The organism is Marinifilum sp. D714 (assembly GCF_030851345.1).
Classification (GTDB): Bacteria; Bacteroidota; Bacteroidia; order Bacteroidales; family Marinifilaceae; genus Marinifilum.
Map to the genome: position 1 here is coordinate 43,643 of NZ_JALPNU010000017.1, position 21,815 is coordinate 65,457.

23 protein-coding genes are annotated in these 21,815 nt (G+C 35.8%); 14 read left to right on the plus strand and 9 right to left on the minus strand.

Features of this window, described 5'->3' with window-relative positions:
* Window position 1: 1 nt before the first annotated feature.
* The 4 genes from M0051_RS14455 to M0051_RS14470 all read right to left on the minus strand — a co-directional run bounded on the left by M0051_RS14455 (window position 2) and on the right by M0051_RS14470 (window position 2,719).
* On the minus strand, window positions 2–487 hold the full coding sequence (locus M0051_RS14455; RefSeq protein WP_306742214.1) for a dihydrofolate reductase: 486 nt from the start codon (window positions 485–487) through the stop codon (window positions 2–4).
* 18 nt (window positions 488–505) lie between these two features.
* A complete protein-coding gene (locus M0051_RS14460; protein WP_306742215.1) occupies window positions 506–865 on the minus strand; it encodes a four helix bundle protein in 360 nt (119 codons plus the stop codon).
* Between the two features lie 20 nt (window positions 866–885).
* Window positions 886–1,680, minus strand: coding sequence for a thymidylate synthase (locus M0051_RS14465; protein WP_306742216.1), 795 nt, complete (start codon window positions 1,678–1,680; stop codon window positions 886–888).
* A 73-nt stretch (window positions 1,681–1,753) separates the two neighbouring features.
* Entirely contained in the window at window positions 1,754–2,719 is a 966-nt protein-coding gene (locus M0051_RS14470) for a nucleoside recognition domain-containing protein (RefSeq protein ID WP_306742217.1), read from the minus strand.
* A gap of 252 nt (window positions 2,720–2,971) precedes the next feature.
* Between M0051_RS14470 and M0051_RS14475 the strand changes: the two genes are divergently transcribed.
* Window positions 2,972–4,228: a nucleoside permease gene (locus M0051_RS14475; protein ID WP_306742218.1), complete on the plus strand. Its 1,257-nt coding sequence runs from the start codon at window positions 2,972–2,974 to the stop codon at window positions 4,226–4,228.
* Between the two features lie 388 nt (window positions 4,229–4,616).
* Window positions 4,617–4,952, plus strand: a complete 336-nt coding sequence (locus M0051_RS14480; protein ID WP_306742219.1) for a helix-turn-helix domain-containing protein — start codon at window positions 4,617–4,619, stop codon at window positions 4,950–4,952.
* A gap of 54 nt (window positions 4,953–5,006) precedes the next feature.
* Here M0051_RS14480 and M0051_RS14485 read toward each other — a convergent pair whose 3' ends face one another.
* Window positions 5,007–5,609 carry a bifunctional nuclease family protein gene (locus M0051_RS14485; protein WP_306742220.1) on the minus strand — a complete coding sequence of 201 codons (603 nt, stop codon included), beginning with the start codon at window positions 5,607–5,609 and terminating at the stop codon, window positions 5,007–5,009.
* Window positions 5,610–6,088: 479 nt separating this feature from the next.
* Between M0051_RS14485 and rplU the strand changes: the two genes are divergently transcribed.
* The 7 genes from rplU to ruvC all read left to right on the plus strand — a co-directional run bounded on the left by rplU (window position 6,089) and on the right by ruvC (window position 11,765).
* Window positions 6,089–6,400, plus strand: coding sequence for a 50S ribosomal protein L21 (rplU, locus tag M0051_RS14490; protein ID WP_171594099.1), 312 nt, complete (start codon window positions 6,089–6,091; stop codon window positions 6,398–6,400).
* Between the two features lie 19 nt (window positions 6,401–6,419).
* Complete coding sequence (rpmA, locus tag M0051_RS14495; protein ID WP_054716802.1) at window positions 6,420–6,680, plus strand: 50S ribosomal protein L27; 261 nt, start codon at window positions 6,420–6,422, stop codon at window positions 6,678–6,680.
* Between the two features lie 116 nt (window positions 6,681–6,796).
* Window positions 6,797–8,071: a serine--tRNA ligase gene (serS, locus tag M0051_RS14500; protein ID WP_306742221.1), complete on the plus strand. Its 1,275-nt coding sequence runs from the start codon at window positions 6,797–6,799 to the stop codon at window positions 8,069–8,071.
* Window positions 8,072–8,158: 87 nt separating this feature from the next.
* Window positions 8,159–9,973: a tetratricopeptide repeat protein gene (locus tag M0051_RS14505; RefSeq protein WP_306742222.1), complete on the plus strand. Its 1,815-nt coding sequence runs from the start codon at window positions 8,159–8,161 to the stop codon at window positions 9,971–9,973.
* A gap of 38 nt (window positions 9,974–10,011) precedes the next feature.
* Entirely contained in the window at window positions 10,012–10,314 is a 303-nt protein-coding gene (locus M0051_RS14510; protein WP_306742223.1) for a DUF4286 family protein, read from the plus strand.
* 10 nt (window positions 10,315–10,324) lie between these two features.
* Entirely contained in the window at window positions 10,325–11,218 is an 894-nt protein-coding gene (locus tag M0051_RS14515) for a DMT family transporter (RefSeq protein ID WP_306742224.1), read from the plus strand.
* Entirely contained in the window at window positions 11,211–11,765 is a 555-nt protein-coding gene (gene ruvC / locus M0051_RS14520; protein ID WP_306742225.1) for a crossover junction endodeoxyribonuclease RuvC, read from the plus strand. Before M0051_RS14515 ends, ruvC begins: the two co-directional genes overlap by 8 nt.
* Window positions 11,766–11,823: 58 nt before the next feature.
* Here ruvC and M0051_RS14525 read toward each other — a convergent pair whose 3' ends face one another.
* From M0051_RS14525 to M0051_RS14535, 3 genes are all read right to left on the minus strand, one after another.
* Window positions 11,824–12,219 (minus strand): HIT family protein, encoded by a 396-nt coding sequence (locus tag M0051_RS14525; RefSeq protein WP_306742226.1) that lies wholly within the window; start codon window positions 12,217–12,219, stop codon window positions 11,824–11,826.
* A 35-nt stretch (window positions 12,220–12,254) separates the two neighbouring features.
* A complete protein-coding gene (gene greA / locus M0051_RS14530; RefSeq protein ID WP_110361193.1) occupies window positions 12,255–12,728 on the minus strand; it encodes a transcription elongation factor GreA in 474 nt (157 codons plus the stop codon).
* Between the two features lie 176 nt (window positions 12,729–12,904).
* Window positions 12,905–13,369 carry a hypothetical protein gene (locus M0051_RS14535; RefSeq protein ID WP_306742227.1) on the minus strand — a complete coding sequence of 155 codons (465 nt, stop codon included), beginning with the start codon at window positions 13,367–13,369 and terminating at the stop codon, window positions 12,905–12,907.
* Window positions 13,370–13,456: 87 nt separating this feature from the next.
* On the opposite strand from M0051_RS14535, the gene M0051_RS14540 reads away from it, so the two are divergent.
* Complete coding sequence (locus M0051_RS14540) at window positions 13,457–13,936, plus strand: hypothetical protein (RefSeq protein WP_306742228.1); 480 nt, start codon at window positions 13,457–13,459, stop codon at window positions 13,934–13,936.
* 202 nt (window positions 13,937–14,138) lie between these two features.
* Complete coding sequence (locus M0051_RS14545) at window positions 14,139–16,658, plus strand: sodium-translocating pyrophosphatase (RefSeq protein ID WP_306742229.1); 2,520 nt, start codon at window positions 14,139–14,141, stop codon at window positions 16,656–16,658.
* 111 nt (window positions 16,659–16,769) lie between these two features.
* Here M0051_RS14545 and M0051_RS14550 read toward each other — a convergent pair whose 3' ends face one another.
* A complete protein-coding gene (locus M0051_RS14550) occupies window positions 16,770–17,702 on the minus strand; it encodes a bifunctional riboflavin kinase/FAD synthetase (RefSeq protein WP_306742230.1) in 933 nt (310 codons plus the stop codon).
* 321 nt (window positions 17,703–18,023) lie between these two features.
* On the opposite strand from M0051_RS14550, the gene M0051_RS14555 reads away from it, so the two are divergent.
* The 3 genes from M0051_RS14555 (at window position 18,024) to rmuC (ending at window position 21,452) form a co-directional block, all read left to right on the plus strand.
* Window positions 18,024–19,178, plus strand: a complete 1,155-nt coding sequence (locus tag M0051_RS14555) for a TlpA disulfide reductase family protein (protein ID WP_306742231.1) — start codon at window positions 18,024–18,026, stop codon at window positions 19,176–19,178.
* A gap of 97 nt (window positions 19,179–19,275) precedes the next feature.
* The gene (locus M0051_RS14560; RefSeq protein ID WP_306742232.1) at window positions 19,276–20,037 is read left to right on the plus strand and encodes a UDP-2,3-diacylglucosamine diphosphatase; all 762 of its coding nucleotides are present in this window, start codon (window positions 19,276–19,278) and stop codon (window positions 20,035–20,037) included.
* Between the two features lie 41 nt (window positions 20,038–20,078).
* On the plus strand, window positions 20,079–21,452 hold the full coding sequence (gene rmuC / locus M0051_RS14565) for a DNA recombination protein RmuC (protein WP_306742233.1): 1,374 nt from the start codon (window positions 20,079–20,081) through the stop codon (window positions 21,450–21,452).
* Window positions 21,453–21,815 lie beyond the last annotated feature (363 nt).

Genomic DNA, 21,815 nt, shown 5'->3' on the forward strand with positions numbered 1-21,815 from the left:
ACTATTTTCTTTTGTAATCGATAAATGAATAAGGATATTCATTTTTCTCATCCGGCATACAATCCACTCTGGATACCGATTCCCATTCTGCTGATTTAATTTCCGGAAAGAATGTATCGCCTGCAAATTCTTTATGAACCAAGGTTAGGTACAATTCATCAGCTTTGTCAATGGCTTGTTCATAAATTGTTCCCCCACCAATAATAAATACTTTTTCCTGATCCTTAACTGCATCCAAAGCTTCCTCTAAAGAATGGACCACAACACATCCCTCCTGCTTATAATCTTCCTGACGAGTAATGATTACTGAAGTACGATTAGGAAGTGGCTTACCAATGGAATCGAAAGTTTTGCGGCCCATTATAATGGTATGCCCTGTCGTTAATGCTTTAAATCTTTTTAAATCTGCCGAAAGGCGCCAAATTAATTGGTTGTCTTTCCCGATAACATTGTTACGGGAAGCTGCAACTATAATAGCTATATTCATAGAATTACGAATTATTAATTACGAATTACGAGTCTTTATTGTCTTTTGTATACTTCCTATTATTCTTAATAATTCATCAGTATCATCTAGAAGACTTTGTCCCTCACTATTTGTTAAATAATGAGTTGCAGTGAGTAATCTCACCCAATAATGCGTTTCCCTTGCCTCTTTATATGCAATTGTAAGTTTAGCAAAGAAATCTTTTTCACTTTGTCCTCCAATTGCCTCTTCAACATTTGCACCAATAGAAGTACCAGCACGCAAAAGTTGCTTAGTTAAAATATATTCTTTTTTCTCCTCGTTTAAATATCTACACAAATTCACAATACGAACTGCAAAATCAAAACTCTTCTGTTGCAATACATTATTCCTTTTCATTCGTAATTGCCAATTCGTAATTAAATCGATATCGCTCCTTTGATATGAGGATGTGCTTCATAATTCTCCAATGAGAAATCTTCATATTTAAAGTCGAAAATGCTCTTCACATCAGGATTAATTTTCATCTGAGGCAAATCTTTTGGTTCTCTGGTCAATTGCAACTTAACCTGATCCAAGTGATTCATATAAATATGAGCATCACCCAAAGTATGAACAAACTCTCCTGGTTCTAAATCACAAACCTGAGCCATCATCATGGTAAGTAAAGCATAGGATGCAATGTTAAAAGGAACACCAAGGAAAATATCTGCACTGCGCTGGTATAGCTGACACGACAATTTACCGTTTGCAACATAAAACTGGAACAATGCATGACATGGTGGCAAAGCCATATTTTCAATATCTCCCGCATTCCATGCGCTTACAATTAAGCGACGCGAATCAGGATTGTTTTTAATATCGTGAACCACTTGTTTAATTTGATCCAATGATTCACCATTTTCCTTTGGCCAAGATCTCCACTGGTAACCATATACATGTCCCAAATCTCCATTCTCATCGGCCCATTCATTCCAAATACGCACTCCATTGTCCTGAAGATATTTCACATTTGTATCTCCATTCAGAAACCAAAGTAATTCATGAATAATAGACTTTAAATGAAGTTTCTTTGTAGTAAGAACAGGAAATCCTTTAGACAAATCAAAACGCATTTGATGCCCAAAAACACTAACTGTTCCTGTACCTGTTCTGTCTTCTTTCTTGTTCCCTTCTTCAAGAACTCTCTCTAATAATTGAAGATATTGTTGCATAATGTATAAGTCGAAATTTTAGTTTTTAAAGATACATTAATTCGTAAAGAGTATCTAACACCAATCCGATAGATTAACATTTTTTACCAAATGCATATTTTAGATAACGTTCCAGTCGGCAAATCCAAACCACTACTATTCCTAAAATTAACCTGGGAATAATCATCCATCCCAAGGGAACACCAATGGCTGCAAAAAGTAGAGGATCTTCTAATTGTGAGTGCGACACGGCAATATGATGATTCAACAAATCAGCATCTTCCTTACTCATTTTCCCTTCCTCAACCTGTTCCATTATAATTGCAGCTCCATAAGCCAAGCCTAATGTATTTGCTACTATCCACGAAAAAGAGGTCGACTCCGGTAATCCCATAATAACTTGCAATGGTTTCAGAAATTTTGAAATCCACCTGATGATGCCAAACAGTTCGAGTATTTTTTGAAAAATCATTAATAAAGTAATCAGTACAATTACTTTAATGCTAAGCAATAATGACGACTGAGCCCAATCCAGGAACATGATAGAAAATGATTCCTTTGACCTTGAAATGGAACTAATTTGCTGTACCGATTCACTTGGAATCATCCAGTTCAAAACCGCACCAATGGCAAAGCTTCCCAGTACTCGAAGCAATATCATCCTAACAACCGATGATCCCGTTTTTTTCAAAACAGCAGTTTCGATCACAAAACCATGTGCAACCAAACACATTACTGCTAAAATGGTAACTACTCTACCCTGCATCTCAAGACTGGTAATTACAGCTATTGCAGTATATATATTGGTAAAAATGCTTGTCAATAAAACAAATGCCGATTCGCCAGGTAAGCCAATTAATTCGAAAGCCGGAGCCAAGTAAGAAGAAATTAAAGCCAAAACTCCTGTATAATTCAATATCATAACACCAAAAGAAACCGGAATCATGATACTAAGCAACCATTTTGTAGTAGAATAAGCCTTTGGCAATGCAATTCTTACCGCCTCTTTTATTTTATCTTTTCCCGATTGCCTTGTTTGATAACTTTTATTTACCTGCATCAGTTGTAGTTGTTTAGGGATCAAAAGTACCATTTTTTTTAAACCAACATCGGTTACATTTATCATTTATTAGAACTGTTACAAAGTTTTCGCTTTACTGCTTTTTACCAAGGCTTTCACCTTTCTTCTTTTTTTGTTAGATTTGGATCTTTCAAAATTGATAGCCAATTACATCAATTGATTTTGAACTACTAGAACAACCAAACCATTTAGAAAAACATTTACTAATCTTATTTATTTAAACAACGAATTATGGGAATTAAAGGTCGATTGACGCTATTAAACTTCCTACAGTTTTTTATCTGGGGAGCATGGTTGATAACCATTGCAAATTATTGGTTTGGAACAAAACAATGGTCGCCTACCGAATTTGGTGCCGTTTTCTCAACAATGGGTATTGCCTCTTTATTCATGCCAACACTTACCGGTATTATAGCCGACCGTTGGATAAATGCCGAAAGGTTATATGGAATTCTTCACCTTCTTGGAGGTGCAGCCTTACTTTACCTGCCTCAAATTGAAACATCTACCACATTTATTTCCGTAATTTTAGTAGCCATGATTTGCTACATGCCTACAATTGCATTAATGAACAGCATTTCTTACACCGTTTTAAAAAATAACAACTACGATGTAATTAAGGTATTTCCTCCAATTCGTGTGTGGGGAACAATTGGTTTTATTGCAGCCATGTGGGTAACCAACCTTACAGGATCAAAAGCATCGGCAAATCAATTTTACATTGCAGGATTTGTATCATTCCTATTGGCGGCTTACTCTTTTACCATGCCTCAATGTAAACCTCAAAACAAGGGACAAAAAGGTGCTCCTCTTGCTGAAACATTAGGTTTGAATGCCTTTAAATTGTTCAAGAATTACAAAATGGCCTTGTTCTTTATCTTCTCAATGTTTTTAGGGGCAGCTTTACAGTTAACCAATATGTATGGCGATGTATTTTTAGATAGCTTTAAACACGTTGAAAAATATGCCGATTCATTCGTTGTGAAATATTCGACCATCATCATGTCAATTTCTCAAATATCTGAGACCTTATTCATATTGGCAATTCCATTCTTCTTAAAGAAATTTGGTATTAAGAAAGTAATGCTGATCAGTATGATTGCCTGGGTTCTTCGTTTCGGATTATTCGCTTATGGTGATCCTGCAGGAGGATTATGGATGATTATTCTATCGTGTATTATTTATGGTATGGCTTTCGATTTCTTCAATATTTCAGGTTCCCTTTTCGTAGAAACACAATGCGATTCAAGCATTCGCTCAAGTGCTCAAGGCTTGTTCATGATGATGACAAACGGTTTTGGTGCAATCATGGGATCATGGATAAGTGGAATTATAATCGGAGCATTCTTTACTGGTACTGATGGAAACTTTATTTGGATGGACATCTGGAATACATTTGCAATCTACTCATTGGTAATTGCTGTATTCTTTGCTATTCTATTCAAGCACAAACATGACCCAAGGCAAGTAGAAAATATTGCACACTAAAAAAATAAAGGCCTACGGCCTGCATCACCCTCTAATTTTCTTTTTACTGAAAGTTAGGGGGAGTTTTGTTAATTTACTTTTTTATCGACATGATATCCATAGTATAACATAGTCGTTATTTTCACGATCCTATTTGGAGGAAGCTATATTATAAATGTAGTTTTCACACTCCTATATGCAAGAAACTATATCATAAGTGTAGTTTTCATGCTACTATATGCATCAAGCTATATTACAAGAGTAGTTCTCACATTGCTATATGCAAGAGACTATTTCATCGGCATATGATTCACATTGCTACATGCCTAATATTATTACTTAGATATTTTGTTGATAATATAACTGAAATACACTAAATTACAGTTATTACACTCACAACATATATCTTATGAAACCTTCAAAACCCATTAAACTCCCTGTAGACCTTCACAAACTCATACACGATGCCATGGCAGAAACACGAATGAGTACGGTAATCTTAGCCGATAAACTGGGCATCGGAAACTCATCGGTTCATTATCTTTTAAAAAGACGTGGCGTTCAGGTTGGGCGACTTTGGACAATTTGCGAAGCTACGGGTGTGAATATTTTCAGACAATTGGCAGATGCAATTGACATCCATAATCCAGTGGATAAAGAAAAGGAACAACTCAAAAAAGAAATCGAAGATCTGAAAAAAGAGCGTGAGATTTTACGAGATGTGATTTCATTGATGAAAAAGTAAAATCAAAAAAAGCTATCCTTATGGGTAGCTTGGTAATTTATTTCCGCTTTCTATTTACTCTCCTCTTTTATCCATTTCATCTCTTATTAAAGATGCTTTTTCATAGTCTTCATCCCTAATAGCATCATCGAGCATACCTTGCAATTGTGCAATGGAGTAATCACTATACTCGCTTCTTGAACTGGTTTCACTCGATCCAGATTCCGCAGTAGGTGCTGTAATGGTTGGCTCTTGAGGTTCACCCTCAATTGATAAAACAATTCCTGCTTTCTCAATAATTTCATCTGTTGTATAAATCGGACATTTAAATCGAAGTGCAATGGCTACTGCATCCGAAGTTCTGGAATCAATACGAATGCGATTGCTTCCTTTTTCACAAATTAATTCCGAATAGAAAATGCCTTCTTCTAATCGATATATATTGACCTCGGTAACACTTACATTAAATGCTTCTGCAAAACTTTTAAACAAGTCGTGAGTCAAAGGCCTGGGCGGATCTAATTCCTCAAGTTGAATAGCTATAGACTGCGCTTCAACTCCCCCAATAATAATGGGGATACGCCGATCGCCATCCTCTTCAGATAAGACCAATGCATATGCTCCAGTTTGTGTCTGACTATATGACAATCCAAGAACGTTTAGTTTTATTTTACCCATAGGTTTTTACAAATTTCCATCTTTCTTGAAGCAAATATAATAATTGTTTCGAAGCTTCTTAACAATAATGGAAACAAGACTTCATGATTTATTTGCATTCCAGAATTTCACAATTCAAAATCGGCCAAAACACCGATCATTCAATCATTTACCAAATCCACCATATTCCTTCAGCCGAATGATTAGATAGCTTTCCTAAATGTATTACATGAAGATACAATTATTAGCCTACATAATCCAAACCTGAATCAGGAAACTTTGTACATTTGCAAGGATTTCACAGCCTATTTTATAAATGAGGCAATTAGAGAAGAAAAAAGTTGAGAAAAACAAGCATTTATATCCATAAAACTTTGTTTATCAATTATTCTTTTCTATTTTTGCAATCCGAAAAATAATTTCTTCGGGGGTTCACCAAGAGGAATAACTTGATTAGCAGGTTGCCCACCCCCTGGAACAAACCGTAAAATTGTATTAAAATGTACGCAATTGTAGAAATCGCGGGTCAGCAATTTAAAGTTGAAAAAGACCAGAAGATTTTCGTTCACAGATTAGAAGCTGAAGAAGGTGGACAAGTTGAGTTCGCTAAAGTTCTTTTAGTTGATAACGAAGGTGAAGTTGTAGTTGGAGCTCCTGCTGTTGAAGGTGCTAAAGTAACTGCAAAAGTATTATCACACATGAAAGGTGATAAGGTAAAAGTATTCAAAAAGAAAAGAAGAAAAGGATACAAAAAACTGAACGGTCACCGTCAGTACCTTTCACAAATTCAAATTGAAGAAATTGTAGCTTAATCCTTAAAAATATTACAAAATGGCACATAAAAAAGGAGTTGGTAGCTCGAAGAACGGTAGAGAATCGGAAAGTAAACGATTAGGAGTTAAAATTTACGGCGGACAATTTGCACAAGCTGGAAATATTCTTGTACGCCAAAGAGGAACTAAGCATAACGCGGGTGAAAACGTAGGTTGTGGTAAAGATCACACTCTATTTGCACTTGTTGATGGAACAGTTGTTTTCAGAAAGAAAAGAGACAACAAATCTTACGTTTCTATTGAACCTCTTGCTGAATAGTTAATTCAGTATTAAAATATTTAAATCTCCTGCTTTATCAAGGTATAAAGACAGGAGATTTTTTTATTTTTACACTTTCATAAAAATCAGGAATAATCATCAACAAAAGATAATAGATGCTAAGCCTAAAATATTTACAGGAAAATCAAGAGGAAGCCATTAAGGCTTTAAAGATCAAAAATTTCGATGCTACTGAAATTATCGGAAAAATTATTGATCTTGATGAAAAAAGAAAAGCTACTCAAGCGGAACAGGATGCAACTCAGGCAGAAATGAACAGCTTGTCGAAAGAGATTGGTATGCTTTTTAAAAGTGGAAAGGCTGAAGAAGCTAATGCAGCAAAAGCTAAAACGGGTGAGTTGAAAAACTCCATTGCTGAATTAAACTCCAAGCAAACTTCCATTGTTGAAGAATTAAACAATTTGCTATTGCAGATTCCTAATATTCCTCATTCATCGGTTCCTGCAGGTAAAGGTGAAGAAGACAATGTAATCGAAAAAAGTGTTGGTGAAGCTCCAAGCTTAGCTCCTGATGCAATTCCTCACTGGGAATTGGCAAAAAAATACAACTTGATCGATTTCGATTTGGGTGTGAAGATTACTGGTGCTGGTTTCCCGCTTTATCGTGGTAAAGGTGCTATTCTTCAAAGAGCTTTAATCAATTTCTTCCTGGATGAAAACCGCAAGGCTGGTTACGAAGAAGTAATTCCTCCATTGGTAGTGAACGAAGATTCGGGATACGGCACAGGTCAGTTACCTGATAAGGAAGGACAAATGTACCATGTTACAGAAGATAATTTGTACTTGATTCCAACTGCTGAGGTTCCGGTTACAAACATTTATCGCGATGTAATTTTAAAAGGAGAAGATTTTCCGGTTAAGAATACAGCATACTCGGCTTGTTTTAGAAGAGAAGCTGGTTCGTACGGAAAAGATGTTCGTGGTTTGAACCGCTTGCACCAATTCGATAAAGTTGAAATTGTACAATTGCAACATCCTGAAAAATCATACGAAGCATTAGAAGGCATGGTAAATCATGTTGAAAGCATTATTCAAAAGTTAGAATTACCATATCGCTTGTTGCGTTTGTGTGGTGGCGATACCAGCTTTACTGCTGCTTTAACTTTTGATTTTGAAGTGTACTCAGCTGCTCAGGATAAATGGTTAGAGGTTAGCTCTGTTTCTAACTTCGAATCATACCAGGCAAACCGCTTGAAATTAAGATTTAAGGATAAGGACATGAAAAAACCACAATTGGCTCATACATTAAATGGTAGTGCATTGGCTTTGCCAAGAATTGTAGCTGCATTGTTGGAAAATCACCAAACGCCGGAAGGAATTAAAGTTCCTAAAGCATTGGTTCCTTACACAGGATTTGACATGATCGACTAATCGATTATCAAAATATTTGCTAAAGCCCGAACCTAAAAGTCGGGCTTTTTTTTATTTTTATGGTACTGAATCAATAAAAATTTCATTTTGAAAAAGATACTAACAAGCATATTACTGATTTCACTGCTATCAACCTGCCTATCTACTTTTGGTCAATTAAACATTCAATCGGGAAGCCAGTTGGCGTTTAAATACTTTCGCGACAAAGAGTACAAACCTGCTTCTACACTTTTCTACGACTTGTACGATGTTACAAAATCAAAAACCTATTACAACTACTATGTAGATTGTTTGATTGCTTTGGAAGAATTTAAGGATGCAGAAAGTTTTGTAAAGAAACAGGTGCGAAAGAACCCAAATGATAACAGTTTCATTATTAGTTTGGGTTATGTCTATAAAAAATGGAATCAGAAAGAAGAAGCTATAAAGCAATACAATAAAGCATTACAAAAACTAAAGCCAATTAAGGTTGATATTAATGGCATTGCCAATGCATTTATTTCCAAACGTGAATATGAGTTTGCTGTCAAAGCATATGAAAGAGGACGAGAACTGTTAAAGCAACCACATCTTTATCATATAGAATTGGGAAACATCTATCTCTATCAAAGAGATTTTGAAAAAATGGTTAGTGAATTTTTAATTGGTGTATCCATTGATCCAACCAAAGTTAGCACTGTACAAAATCGACTTCAATCTGCACTTGCTCAGGATATTGATTCAAGCCTTGATCCAATTATCAGAAATCAGTTATTGAATAAAATGCAGACAGAACCTGACAATTTTGCTCTGAAAGAATTATTGCAATGGTACTTTATGCAAAAAAAGCAGTTTAAACCTGCCTTGGCACAAGCCAGATCTATCGACTTAATAAAAAAGGAAGATGGATTTCGCATAATGTCTTTAGCTTATACAGCAAGAACATATAAAGATTTCGAAACGGCATTGGAAGCTTTTCAGATTGTTATTAATAAAGGTACTGAAGCTTCAAACTATTTTAAAGCCAAAACAGAATATTTAGAAACCAAATTTTTGCAGTTAAAGGAAAGCCAAAACGGCTCATTAGAAGAGTGGAAAAATCTGGCTTCTTCGTATGATGAATTCTTAAACCAGGAAAAAAATATTGGACAAACAAGCAAAGCAATTGTTAGACATGCTCACATATTATCGGCTTACCTAAATCAAAGCGATGAAGCGATTGAAAAACTTGAAGCTGTTCTAAAAAATCGAAACATTCACCCACAATTTAAATCAGAAATTAAAATGGAACTGGCAGATATTAAATTGTTTGCCGATGAAAAATGGGATGCCATTCTACTCTATTCTCAGATTGAAAAAGCCAATAAAAACAACACCATAGGCTACGAGGCAAAGTTTAAAAAGGCTAAGGTTTCATACTATATGGGTGAATTGAAATGGGCAAAGGCACAGTTGGATGCCCTTAAGGGGAGCACCTCAAAATTAATTGCCAATGATGCAATTGCTTTATCGCAGTTAATTAGTGATAATACTACATTAGATACAAGTTACACAGCAATGAAAACTTACGCTGAAGCTGAGTTTTTACTCTTACAGAAAAAAGAAGATGAAGCCTTGAGCAAATTGGATGAGTTGATTAGAAATCAACCTGCCCATAGCCTGGTAGACGAAGTATATTTTAAAAAATATGAAATCTATTTGCAGCTGAATAAACTGGATGAAGCTTTGGAAAATCTTGAAAAGATAATTACCGACCACCCTTGGGATTCAATTGCGGATAAGGCATTGTTCCGAAAAGGAAAACTACTTGAAAAAATGCAAAATTCAACTGCTGCTTTAGATTGTTACAAATCAATTATTACAGATTATCCAGATAGTATTTTTTCCGTTGAAGCCAGACAAAGGGTTAATGCTTTGCGATAGATTTTTATAAATTTGCGCGACTTTTAAAGATATACGATATGTTATTATACAATACAAGCTATTTGCTTGAACAGGAACTAGAGTCTGTTTTTGTAGAGTGGATGAAAACGAAGTTTATTCCTCTTTTAAAGGAAACCGGTACTTTCTCGAACAACTATTTTTGCAAAGTAATGGTTGCACAAGAAGATGGCGGAATGACTTATTCTTTGCAGCTTTTATTCAAAACTCGCGAACAGTTGGAAAAATACATCAATAGTTTTGAGCCAAGAACCAAAGCGGTTTTTAATGCCAGATTTCAAAACCAGGTAATCACTTTTTCTTCTCTTTTGCAAGAAGCTTAAATACAACCACTTGAAGCAGCAGAAAAAGGCATATACTTACGCACTACTGGCCATTCTATGTTGGTCTACAGTAGCAACGGCATTTAAGTTTGCTTTAAAAGGTATGGACTTTCTGCACTTGCTTTTAATTTCATCAGGTACTGCTCTTATTTTTCTTTCTGTTTTATTGATGTTGAAAAATCAATTATCAAACAGTTTTAAGGTAAGTAAAAAGCATTATTTCAGCTCAGCTATTTTAGGCTTATTAAATCCGTATTTATACTACCTGGTTTTACTAAAGGCCTATGCCATTTTGCCTGCTCAATTTGCAATGAGCTTGAATTACATCTGGCCAATTACTTTGGTTTTGCTTTCGATTCCTTTGCTAAAACAGAAAATTGGAATTAAAAGTATTCTATGCATACTGGTCAGCTTCGCAGGAGTGGTTGTAATTGCTAATAAAGGCTCATTTGCTTCCTTGCAAACGCCAGATCCTTTTGGAGTATTATTGGCAATTGGAAGTTCGATTTTCTGGGCTTTGTATTGGATTTATAATGTAAGAGATAAGCGAGAAGAAGTTGCCAAGCTATTTTTGAACTTCATTTTTGGATTCATTTACATTCTGCTAACCATAGCACTATTTTCTGATCTCACACTTCCCGACACCAAACCTTTATTGGCTGGAATTTACATTGGGATTGTTGAATGTGGAATTGCCTATGTACTTTGGCTGAAAGCTATGAAATTAACCGTTTCAACCGATAGAATTGGCCACCTGGTTTTCTTGAGCCCCTTTGCCTCATTAATATTTATTAATCTGATTCTCGGAGAATCTATCTATATTAGTACACTGGCAGGCTTGGTTCTTATTATAGCTGGAATTGTACTGCAAAAACTTGTTCAAAAATCCAATTCAATTGAGTAACGACAGAATAATTATGGGAATTGATCCGGGAACCAATTTAATGGGTTACGGATTAATTAGAGTGGTAAACAGAAAACCTGAAATCTTGGTTTCGGGAGTTCTTGATTTGAAAAAAATTGGCGATCCCTATATTAAGCTTCAAAAGATATTTCAACGCACATTACAAGTTATAGACGAATACCATCCGGATGAATTGGCCATTGAATCTCAGTTTTTTGGTAAAAATATTCAGTCGATGTTGAAATTGGGTCGTGCACAAGGTGTTGCCATTGCTGCCGCTTTGCAGCGCAACATCCCAATTTTTGAATATGCTCCACGAAAAATTAAGCTGGCAATTACAGGTACAGGAACAGCATCGAAAGAACAATTGGCGGTAATTCTTCAGCGTTATTTTAAGTTGAAAGATTTTCCTCAAAATCCTGATGAATCGGATGCCATAGCAATTGCGCTTTGTCACTTTTTTCAGGACAATGCATTGGTAACTACGAAAAAATCCAGCTCATGGGCCGATTTTATAAAAAGCAATCCAAATCGAGTGAAAAAATAGTTCCTTAAACGAAAAAAAGCCGCTTTTTAAGCGGCTTTCCTATATATAAAATATTCTCTTAATCTAAATTCTTGCGAATTGCTTCAGCAACTTCGGCCAGTTCTTCTTGGCTTGGAGACAATTTAGGATTGTCAAAATTTAAATCTCCAATATTATTCAATGGCACCAAGTGGATGTGTGTATGTGGAACTTCCAGACCGATAACAGCAACACCAACACGTTTACATTCTACACTTTTGTCAATTGCTTTGGCAATCTTTTTTGCAAATACATTTAAACCTGCTAACACATCATCTTCCAAATCAAAAATGTAATCAACTTCTTGCTTTGGAATTACCAATGTATGACCTTTTGCCAAAGGGCTAATATCTAAAAATGCAAAGTACTTGTCGTCTTCTGCAATTTTATGGCAAGGAATCTCACCTTGAACTATTTTTGTGAATATTGAAGCCATTTTATCTGTATTAAGAAGTTTTCAATTTGTTTCTATTAGATAGAAATTTCGATGATTTCGAAAGGAATAATTCCATTAGGAACTTGAATATCCACTACATCACCAACTTTCTTTCCAATTAAACCTTTCGCAATTGGAGTATTGATAGAAAGCTTACCTTTTTTAAAGTCAGCTTCACTTTCCGACACCAAAGTGTAAGTCATCACAGCACCATTTTTCTGATTCTTGATCGTAACTTTGTTCATCATCTGAACCTTTGATGTATCAATTTTTGTTTCATCAATGACTCTACTGTTGGCAATAACTCCTCTCAACTGAGCAATTTTTGCTTCCAACAAACCTTGAGCTTCTTTTGCTGCATCGTACTCAGCATTTTCCGACAAGTCCCCCTTGTCAATCGCTTCACCAATTTGCTTTGAAATTTTTGGACGCTCAATATTCTCAAGCTGCTCCAATTCTTCTCTTAGTTTTTTTAAACCATCTGCTGTCACATATGAATAACCAGACATAATATCCTCCTATTTATTTTTTCTTGATTTCTTAATTTCCAGATCACCAAAGACCTATAAAACAAAAAGAATCCCGACTTCTCGGAACTCTTCAGGAATACAAATATACAAATTTATATTTATGCTCCTTTTTATACGGTATAAACTGGGACTTATAAAAGTACTAAAAAATAAAACTAATTGTACTTTCTCTCTAAAATTTCCTTGTAAATTATTGCCTGACGCCAATCAATTTCCTCCCTATTGTCTTCCTCCTCTTCCTCTTCTTCCTGATAGAGATTTTTTAAAGCATCGAATGTTGAAATTTGTCGCTTCTCATTATATTCTATACTACTCTCTCGAGGATCTTTCTGTTCTGGAACTGAATCTAAAACTACTTCCTGTTCCGCAATTGGAGCTTCTGTTTCCCATTCTTCTTCCTCTTGATATGGTTCTGGCGTTTGCTGCCCCAACAAAGCTTCAAATACCGATTCAAAATCGTTTTGTGGCTTTGTAGCTTGAGGAGCTGATTGTTGGGCAATTTCTCCATCATCGGGCGGAGAAATTGGAACAGGCTTCTTTTTGTTCTTTTTGATAGAACTAAAAATTCCTACAATCGCTAATATGATCAGATATATTATATTTCCCCATCCTTCATCCATGAGAGTTCTGATATTTAATTGTTAGTTTTACGCTTTCACAATAATAATCAGGATCAACCTGCGTTTATTAATGCAAACAATAAAATTATGTCAGTCAACAAATCAAATTTACTATATTTTTTCGTTTTATTTTCATTGTGCATAAGTATTTGTTCATGTAGTTCCGATTCTGTAGATATTAACGAAGTAGTACCTTATAAAAAAATTAGCACAGAATTCGAACTCACATACCTCAATGATTTAACTAACAACTCTGCCAAGTATTTTGATTTTAATAATGGTAATTCTTTAGGATATAAAGGGCATGGCATATTTATATATAGAGCAAATGATCAATATTATGCCTATGACGCAACTTGTCCTCATGATGTTGAAGCCGATGAACATGTTGAATTAAATGATCCAAATGATAATACACAATGGAGTGGTGCATGTAAATGTCCGATATGTAACAGTGAGTTTTTATTTTCTAATGGAGCTTACCCAACCAGTGAGTCTGTTGCAAAATATCCATTAAAATCATACCGAACCAGTGTATCTGGTAATATTCTTAGGATTTACAACTAATCAGTATGTAAAAGACACAAAAAAATTAGTCCCATTTGCAACAGAACTAATTTTGACATCATAAATATAACAAAATCAGTATACAAAGCAAATCAACGAAAGTTTTTCTGATTGCACATTTCTATAAAAAAGCCTTGACTCGGTAAACAATAATGCATAATTTGAAAGGAAATTCACCTATTCAAATTAATTTTTTAATCTTATGAAGAAAGCATTATTACTACTTGTGTTCGGGGTTTTGTGTGCGCCGTTCGCATCTTTCGCAAGTGAAGCCGATTTGGTAGTTCCGGATTTAAGACAAAGTGTCTTTGATGGAATTGGAGGCATGAATGGCTGGGACTTGCTCCTCTACGGAATTATCATTATTGCCTTGGGTTTATTGTTTGGGATGGTGCAGTTTAATCGCATTAAAAAGCTTCCAACGCACAAATCGATGGCAAAAGTTTCAAATATTATTTACGAAACCTGTAAAACCTATTTGTTGCAGCAAGGTAAATTCCTGATTATTCTTTTCGTGATCATTGGGGTAGCTATTGGCTATTACTTTCTGGCATTGTCTGATTTAAGCATTCCAAAAACATTACTGATTCTTCTATGGACCGTTCTTGGTATACTTGGTTCATATGGAGTTGCATGGTTCGGAATCAGAATTAACACCTATGCAAACAGTAGAACTTCTTTCGCTGCACTAAAGAAAAAGCCTTTCGACGTAATGTCTATTCCGCTTCAGGCTGGTATGAGTGTTGGTTTACTATTAATTTGCGTTGAGCTAATCATGATGATTGCCATCCTTCTTTTCATTCCTGGCGAAAGTGCTGGTGCATGTTTCGTTGGTTTTGCAATTGGGGAATCTCTTGGTGCTTCTGCCCTTAGAATTGCTGGTGGTATCTTTACAAAAATTGCTGATATTGGAGCAGATTTAATGAAGATCGTATTTAAAATTGGCGAAGATGATCCAAGAAATCCTGGTGTAATTGCTGATTGTACAGGTGACAACGCTGGTGATAGCGTAGGACCAACTGCTGATGGTTTTGAAACTTATGGTGTAACTGGTGTGGCATTGATTACCTTCATCATTTTAATGTTTGGTGAAACTGGTTTGATTCCTAATGTTGGGTTCGCATCTACATTGATTGTATGGATTTTTGCAATGCGTGTCTTAATGATTTTCACATCGGTATTTGCATATCTGGTTAATCAAGCTATCGCAAAAGCTAGATACAGCAAACTAGATAAATTCAATTTTGAAGCTCCTTTAACTGCTTTGGTATGGATTACATCAATTATTTCAATTGTAGTTACATATGCTTTAAGTTATGTACTGATTTCTGATCTTCCGGAAGGATTGTGGTGGAAATTATCTACTATTATTTCTTGTGGTACACTCGCAGCAGCTGTAATTCCCGAATTAACCAAAGCTTTTACCAGTTCTGGTTCTCGCCATGTACAGGAAGTTGTAACTGCTTCTCGTGAAGGTGGAGCATCTCTTACTATACTCTCAGGTATGGTAGCTGGTAACTTTTCTGCTTTCTGGAAGGGAATGGTTATGATGGCTTTAATGGCTATTGCATTCTACACTGTTCAAGATATTGCAATTTTTGGTGAGTATCCAGGGATTTTTGCTTTTGGTTTGGTTGCCTTTGGTTTCTTAGGTATGGGACCTGTAACCATTGCTGTTGACAGCTATGGTCCGGTAACCGATAATGCACAATCTGTTTTTGAATTATCGCAAATCGAAAAAATTCCAAATATTAAAAAAGAGATTAGCGAAGACTTTGGTTTCGAACCCAATTTTGAAACTGGAAAGCACAATTTGGAAGAAAACGATTCGGCAGGAAATACATTTAAAGCTACGGCTAAGCCTGTATTAATTGGTACTGCCGTAATTGGTGCTACAACCATGATTTTCGCCATTATCTTACTTTTGAAAGGAACTGTTCTTTCTACAGGAGAATCATTATTACAAATTCAATTAACCGATCCTTCTGTTATTCTAGGTTTAATTACAGGTGGTGCAGTAATTTTCTGGTTCTCTGGTGCATCAATGCAGGCAGTTACTACCGGAGCTTATCGTGCGGTTGAATACATCAAGAAAAATATCAATCTGGACAAAACTGAAGCTGATATTGAAGATTCTAAAAATGTTGTAAAGATCTGTACTCAATATGCACAAACAGGAATGTGGAATATTTTTGCCGTAATTCTAAGTTTAACTTTGGCATTCGCATTCTTTAGCCCGAACTTCTTTGTGGCTTACCTGATTTCTATTGCCATTTTTGGTCTATTCCAGGCAATGTATATGGCAAATGCCGGTGGTGCATGGGATAACGCCAAAAAAGTGGTTGAGGTTGACTTGAAAGAGAAAAACACTCCTCTTCACGATGCAACTATCGTAGGTGATACAGTTGGTGATCCTTACAAGGATACTACTTCCGTTGCGTTAAATCCAATTATTAAGTTTTCAACTTTATTTGGATTGTTGGCTGCAGAAATTGCCATAGAATTAATTGTTAAAGCTGATAAAACCGGGGCAACAAATATTGCACCTTACATTGGAACATTATTCTTGATTATAGGCTTATTCTTTGTGTATCGCTCTTTCTATGGAATGAGAATTCCACATAAACTTATTAACGAATCTAATTCAAAACCAGAAATAAAAAATGATAAAATTAGCTCTAATCATCAACAGAATGAGCCGATTGAAGCTAGTAAAAATTAAATATTTGATTTCAATAGTAATAATGACCCCGAGGAATTTCTTCGGGGTTGTTTTTTACATTTCTGATTTAAAGTAAAGACGCAAGGCCTTGCCTCTCCATAAATACAGATTTTATTTCCCTAACAATTCAACAACCGCTTCTTTGTCTTTTACAAGTTGGGCTTTTAGCTCATCAATTGATGCAAAAAACTGCTCGTTGCGAATTCTTTTGTAGAAATGGATGGTAATGTTCTTGTAGTAAATGTCCTGATCGAAATCAAGAATATGAACTTCGATTGATCGGTTGTCCAACTGATTGTTTACCGTTGGTCGAACACCAATATTCAACATGCCCAAATAGCGCTTGTCGTCAACATCAACTTTAACCGCATAAACACCATCTTTTGGAACCAATTTGTAACTTTCCTGCGGATCAATATTGGCAGTTGGGAAACCTATTTTATTTCCTAATTTTTTCCCATCAACCACATCTCCCTTGATAAAGAATCGGTAGCCTAAATATTTATTGGCAGTTTTAATATCACCTTCGCCAATGGCTTTACGGATTTTAGTGGAACTAATATTAATGGCATCCATGTTTAAAACATCCTGGCGCTCTATTTTAAAGTTCAACTGATCAGCAAACACCTTTAAATCCTCGTACTTTCCTTCACGGTTATGACCAAAACGGTGATCGTACCCAACCACAAGGTATTTCATCCCCAACTGCTTTACCAAGATCTGCTCAACAAATTCTACATACGAAAGTTTCGAAAACTCTTTGGTAAAGGGATATATTACCAAATGATCGATACCAGCCGCCTCAAGCAAAACCTTCTTCTCTTCCAGTGTATTGATTAATCGTAATCCATTATTCTCTTCGCTCAATACCAAGCGTGGGTGAGGATAAAAAGTGAATATCACGGTTTCTCCATTCACTTTATGCGCCAATTCCTGCAAACGGCGTATTACTTTTCGATGTCCCAAATGCACTCCATCAAAAGTTCCTATTGTAACCACAGGGTTTAGAGCAGAAAAATCTTTAAGATCCGTATATATCTTCATCAGTAATATCAATTGTATCAGGTGAAATTCAAACTAAATCATCCATTCCATCTTTATATTGAGGCAGAAAATTTCACCTTTTTTATCTGAAAGCAAAAATATGAAAAATTCCCGAACCTGATCGATTCCTTCAATATCTCACATTGGTTGATAATGATTATACAGGAAATTATTAGTAAATTTCCGCCTGAAGTTTCGTGCCCCATTTGCTTTGAGAATTTGATACCTTAAGATCAAATCAGCCAAAGCTTTTGATTATAAATTATTTGATAGCGAAACCAAGTATTTTAGCAGTTTAAATAACACAATCTAATCCATAGTATGAGAAAATTATTATTTGTACTTCCACTAGTTTTATTTTGGGCTTGTGGCCAAAAAGGAAATGTAAGCATCGAAGGTAAAATCGATAACGCAGAAGGTAAAACTTTATATTTGGATCATTTACATGTTGCCAGCACAACTACTGTTGATTCGGTAAAACTTGACGAAGAAGGTCGATTTGAATTTGATTTAAACGTTACACAGCCTGAATTTTATTTGTTGCGCTTATCAAACGGTAAATTGCTTACCCTTTTGGCAGAAGAAAATGATAATATGTTGGTGTATAGCAAGGCCGAAAACATGAATAAAAAATATATCGTTGAAGGATCCAAAGGTTCGAAATTGGTAAAACAGATTAATGATACTTTAAATGTTACCAAGGCCAAAATTGCATATATCCGCAAGCAATTGGAAGAAAAGAAAAATGATGCTGATTTCTCAACTGTATCGCAAAATTTGGTGGCAGAATATGTTGAAGCTATTCAGGCACAAAGAGAATTCTCTGTCGATTTTATCATGCAAAATGCTACTTCTTTAGCAAGTTACATGGCATTGTATCAAAAAATTGATGATAATACTTTCACCTTAAATGAGAACAAGGACATTCAGTTTGTAAAAATTGTAGCTTCATCGATGAGAGCACTTTACCCTGAACATGAATATACCAAAGCAATTTTAGCCAACTACAAAACTCTTGAAAAGAGAATGTCCAACCTAAATATTGTTAAAATGATTAAAGAAAAAGGTGCTAGTTTTCCTGAAATCAAATTACCTGACACCAATGGTAAGGAAGTAGCTCTTTCATCTTTAAAAGGAAAATTTATTGTGTTGAGTTTCTGGGCATCTCAAGATCCAAATTCTCGCAAGCAAAATAAAACGCTTAAGAAAATCTACGACAAGTATAAAAGCAAAGGATTAAGAATTTACCAGATTTCTGTTGATCAGGATGAAGAGCTTTGGAAAAAAGCTATTAAGGAAGACAACATGAACTGGACAAATGTTTGTGATGTTGAAAACGGAAGTTCTTATGCGGTTCGCTTGTTAAACGTACAAAGAGTGCCTGCTAACTATCTTATCGACCAGAGAGGTGAGATTGTTGGTAAAGATCTTTTTGCAAGAAGATTGGAAGAAAAAGTTGCTGAATACGTAAAGTAATACAACTAAAATATTATTAAGTGCCTAAAGTACAAAGGTGAAAACTTATTTTCACTACTTTTAAACTTTAGGCATTTTAAGTATATGATACTTTCTCATGAGTAAAAACAAAAAAATTTATTTCGCATCTGATGTGCATTTGGGAGCTCCCGCTTTAAATAATAATCGCGAACGCGAATTGTTGTTTGTAAAATGGTTGGATACCGTAAAAGTAGATGCTGAAGCTATTTACCTGATGGGTGATATTTTCGATTTCTGGTTTGAGTACAAACGTGCAGTGCCAAGAGGATTTACACGCGTATTAGGAAAGCTAGCCGAAATTACCGATTCGGGAATTCCTGTGCATTTCTTTACCGGAAATCATGACATATGGGTGTTCGATTATTTGCCAAGCGAAACTGGTGTAATCGTTCATCGTGATATTGTAAAAACCGAACTTCAGGGTAAGAAATTCTTTTTAGGACATGGCGATGGATTAGGGCCATACGATAAAGGATATAAGATTCTGAAAAAGATTTTCACGAATAAATTTCTGCAATGGGTCTTTGCCAGAGTCCATCCTAATTTTGCCATTTGGCTGGCTCACAATTGGTCGGGACATAGCCGACTCAAAAACGGTCAGATTGAAGCAGATACATTTAGAGGGGAAGACAAAGAATGGTTGGTGCTATATGCCAAAGATGAATTAAAAAAGGAACATTTCGACTATTTCATTTTCGGGCATCGCCACTGGCCTTGCAATATCGATTTGAATGGCGAAAGCAGATACATCAATACTGGCGATTGGGTAACTCACTTTACCTATGCCGTGTTGGATAATGGTGTAATGGAATTGAAAGAATTCGAAAAACCTGTTTAGATTATCGTAGAGACGTAGTCTGTACATCAAAAAATATTGAAATGGAATTTTTATACATCGCTATTGGAATTGCCAAAGGGGTAATTATCGCCTGGTTGATTCTCAGAAAAAAAATATCACATCAAGCATCTCTGCATCGTGAGGAATTACTAAAGCAGGAAAATGCTTTTATCACCGAAAAAAGTGAACTATCACACCAATTATCGATATTGGAAGAGCGTGCAAATAACATAAAACGCGAAAAAGAGGAAATAGTAAATTTACTGGGCGAAGAAAGGGAGAAAAATGAAAAGCTAACCCGTTCGGTATCTATTTCGGCAACTGAAAGAAAGAATTTGGAAGAGCGTTTGGAAAACCAAAAGCAGGAACTGGAAGAATTACAAAAGAAGTTCACGACCGAATTCGAAAACATTGCCTCTAAAATCCTGAAGGAAAACACGAAAGAATTTACTACTTCGAACCAGAAGAATATGGATGATATTCTTGGACCAATCAAGGAAAAGCTGACATCATTCGAAAAGAAGGTTGAGGAAACTTACGATAAAGAATTGCGCGATAAAATCAGCCTGAAAGAGGAGGTGAAAAAGCTTTATGACCTGAATGCAAAGATTAGTGATGAAGCCAATAACCTAACCAAAGCCCTAAAAGGTGATGTGAAGAAACAGGGAAACTGGGGCGAAGTTGTATTGGAAAGAATACTAGAACGTTCGGGCCTTTCGAAAGGGGAAGAGTACGAGCGCGAAGTAGTAACTCAGAATAGCGAAGGACAGACCATTCGCCCTGATGTGATCATCCGTTTGCCCGAAGAGAAACACGTAATTGTTGATTCGAAGGTTTCGCTGGTAGCATACGAACGATTTGTAAATTCAAACGGCGAAGAAGACAAGGACAAGTTCTTGAAAGATCACATTATTTCCATGAAAGCGCATGTGAAGGAATTGGCCGATAAACATTACCAAAGTTCAGAAGCATTAAACTCTCCTGATTTTGTTTTGATGTTTGTGCCAATCGAATCATCATTTGCCATGGCCGTACAAGCTGACCAGGAATTGTTTAATTATGCATGGGAAAACAAAATTGTAATTGTGAGTCCTTCTACCCTATTGGCTACCTTGCGTACCATTGCCTCTATCTGGAAGCAGGAACATCAAAACCGAAATGTATTGGAAATTGCCCGCCAAGGTGGAGCACTTTACGACAAGTTTGTAGGTTTTGTTGATGATATGATCAGCCTGGGCAGACAAATGGATACGGCAAAGAAAACCTATGCTACCTCGATGAACAAACTAACCGAAGGTCGTGGTAACCTAATTCGAAGTGCAGAAAAAATTAGAGAGCTGGGTGCTAAGGTGAAGAAAAAACTACCGCAAGCCTTAATCGATAGAATGGATGATGCTCCGACATTGAAAGAGTAGTTTCGGTTTCTCACAAATAGCACGAAGATTCTTATTTAATAAGAACAAAGATGATATAGAGCCACGATTTTTCGTGGCTTTTTTGTTGTGGGATTCTTTGCAGAGACGGCATAAATGCCGTCTGTACGATAATAAAAACTGACATCTCTTTCTGAAAGCCCTATATCTGTTGGTCTATCTCCTAACTGAAGGGTAGTTTTGCTAACTAGAGGGTAATGAGTCTAACAGGAGCATAAAATCATCTAACCGAAGGTGATTTTCTGCAACAGAAGCTATTTATGCCTAACTGGATTAGGAACTGACAATTGGCATTAAAATCTTCTGAAAGGTCTATATCTGCTGGCTTGTTTTTAATCAGGAGGC

Excerpts from the sequence above, each read along its gene's own strand:
- M0051_RS14465 (WP_306742216.1), bottom strand. The coding sequence starts at position 1,680 with ATGCAACAATATCTTCAATTATTAGAGAGAGTTCTTGAAGAAGGGAAC.
- M0051_RS14455 (WP_306742214.1), bottom strand. The coding sequence starts at position 487 with ATGAATATAGCTATTATAGTTGCAGCTTCCCGTAACAATGTTATCGGG.
- M0051_RS14525 (WP_306742226.1), bottom strand. The coding sequence starts at position 12,219 with ATGGCTTCAATATTCACAAAAATAGTTCAAGGTGAGATTCCTTGCCAT.
- M0051_RS14545 (WP_306742229.1), top strand. The coding sequence starts at position 14,139 with ATGAAGAAAGCATTATTACTACTTGTGTTCGGGGTTTTGTGTGCGCCG.
- M0051_RS14535 (WP_306742227.1), bottom strand. The coding sequence starts at position 13,369 with ATGGATGAAGGATGGGGAAATATAATATATCTGATCATATTAGCGATT.
- rmuC (WP_306742233.1), top strand. The coding sequence starts at position 20,079 with ATGGAATTTTTATACATCGCTATTGGAATTGCCAAAGGGGTAATTATC.
- M0051_RS14480 (WP_306742219.1), top strand. The coding sequence starts at position 4,617 with ATGAAACCTTCAAAACCCATTAAACTCCCTGTAGACCTTCACAAACTC.
- M0051_RS14470 (WP_306742217.1), bottom strand. The coding sequence starts at position 2,719 with ATGCAGGTAAATAAAAGTTATCAAACAAGGCAATCGGGAAAAGATAAA.
- rplU (WP_171594099.1), top strand. The coding sequence starts at position 6,089 with ATGTACGCAATTGTAGAAATCGCGGGTCAGCAATTTAAAGTTGAAAAA.
- serS (WP_306742221.1), top strand. The coding sequence starts at position 6,797 with ATGCTAAGCCTAAAATATTTACAGGAAAATCAAGAGGAAGCCATTAAG.
- M0051_RS14550 (WP_306742230.1), bottom strand. The coding sequence starts at position 17,702 with ATGAAGATATATACGGATCTTAAAGATTTTTCTGCTCTAAACCCTGTG.
- M0051_RS14460 (WP_306742215.1), bottom strand. The coding sequence starts at position 865 with ATGAAAAGGAATAATGTATTGCAACAGAAGAGTTTTGATTTTGCAGTT.
- M0051_RS14540 (WP_306742228.1), top strand. The coding sequence starts at position 13,457 with ATGTCAGTCAACAAATCAAATTTACTATATTTTTTCGTTTTATTTTCA.
- M0051_RS14475 (WP_306742218.1), top strand. The coding sequence starts at position 2,972 with ATGGGAATTAAAGGTCGATTGACGCTATTAAACTTCCTACAGTTTTTT.
- greA (WP_110361193.1), bottom strand. The coding sequence starts at position 12,728 with ATGTCTGGTTATTCATATGTGACAGCAGATGGTTTAAAAAAACTAAGA.
- M0051_RS14555 (WP_306742231.1), top strand. The coding sequence starts at position 18,024 with ATGAGAAAATTATTATTTGTACTTCCACTAGTTTTATTTTGGGCTTGT.
- rpmA (WP_054716802.1), top strand. The coding sequence starts at position 6,420 with ATGGCACATAAAAAAGGAGTTGGTAGCTCGAAGAACGGTAGAGAATCG.
- M0051_RS14560 (WP_306742232.1), top strand. The coding sequence starts at position 19,276 with ATGAGTAAAAACAAAAAAATTTATTTCGCATCTGATGTGCATTTGGGA.
- M0051_RS14510 (WP_306742223.1), top strand. The coding sequence starts at position 10,012 with ATGTTATTATACAATACAAGCTATTTGCTTGAACAGGAACTAGAGTCT.
- M0051_RS14485 (WP_306742220.1), bottom strand. The coding sequence starts at position 5,609 with ATGGGTAAAATAAAACTAAACGTTCTTGGATTGTCATATAGTCAGACA.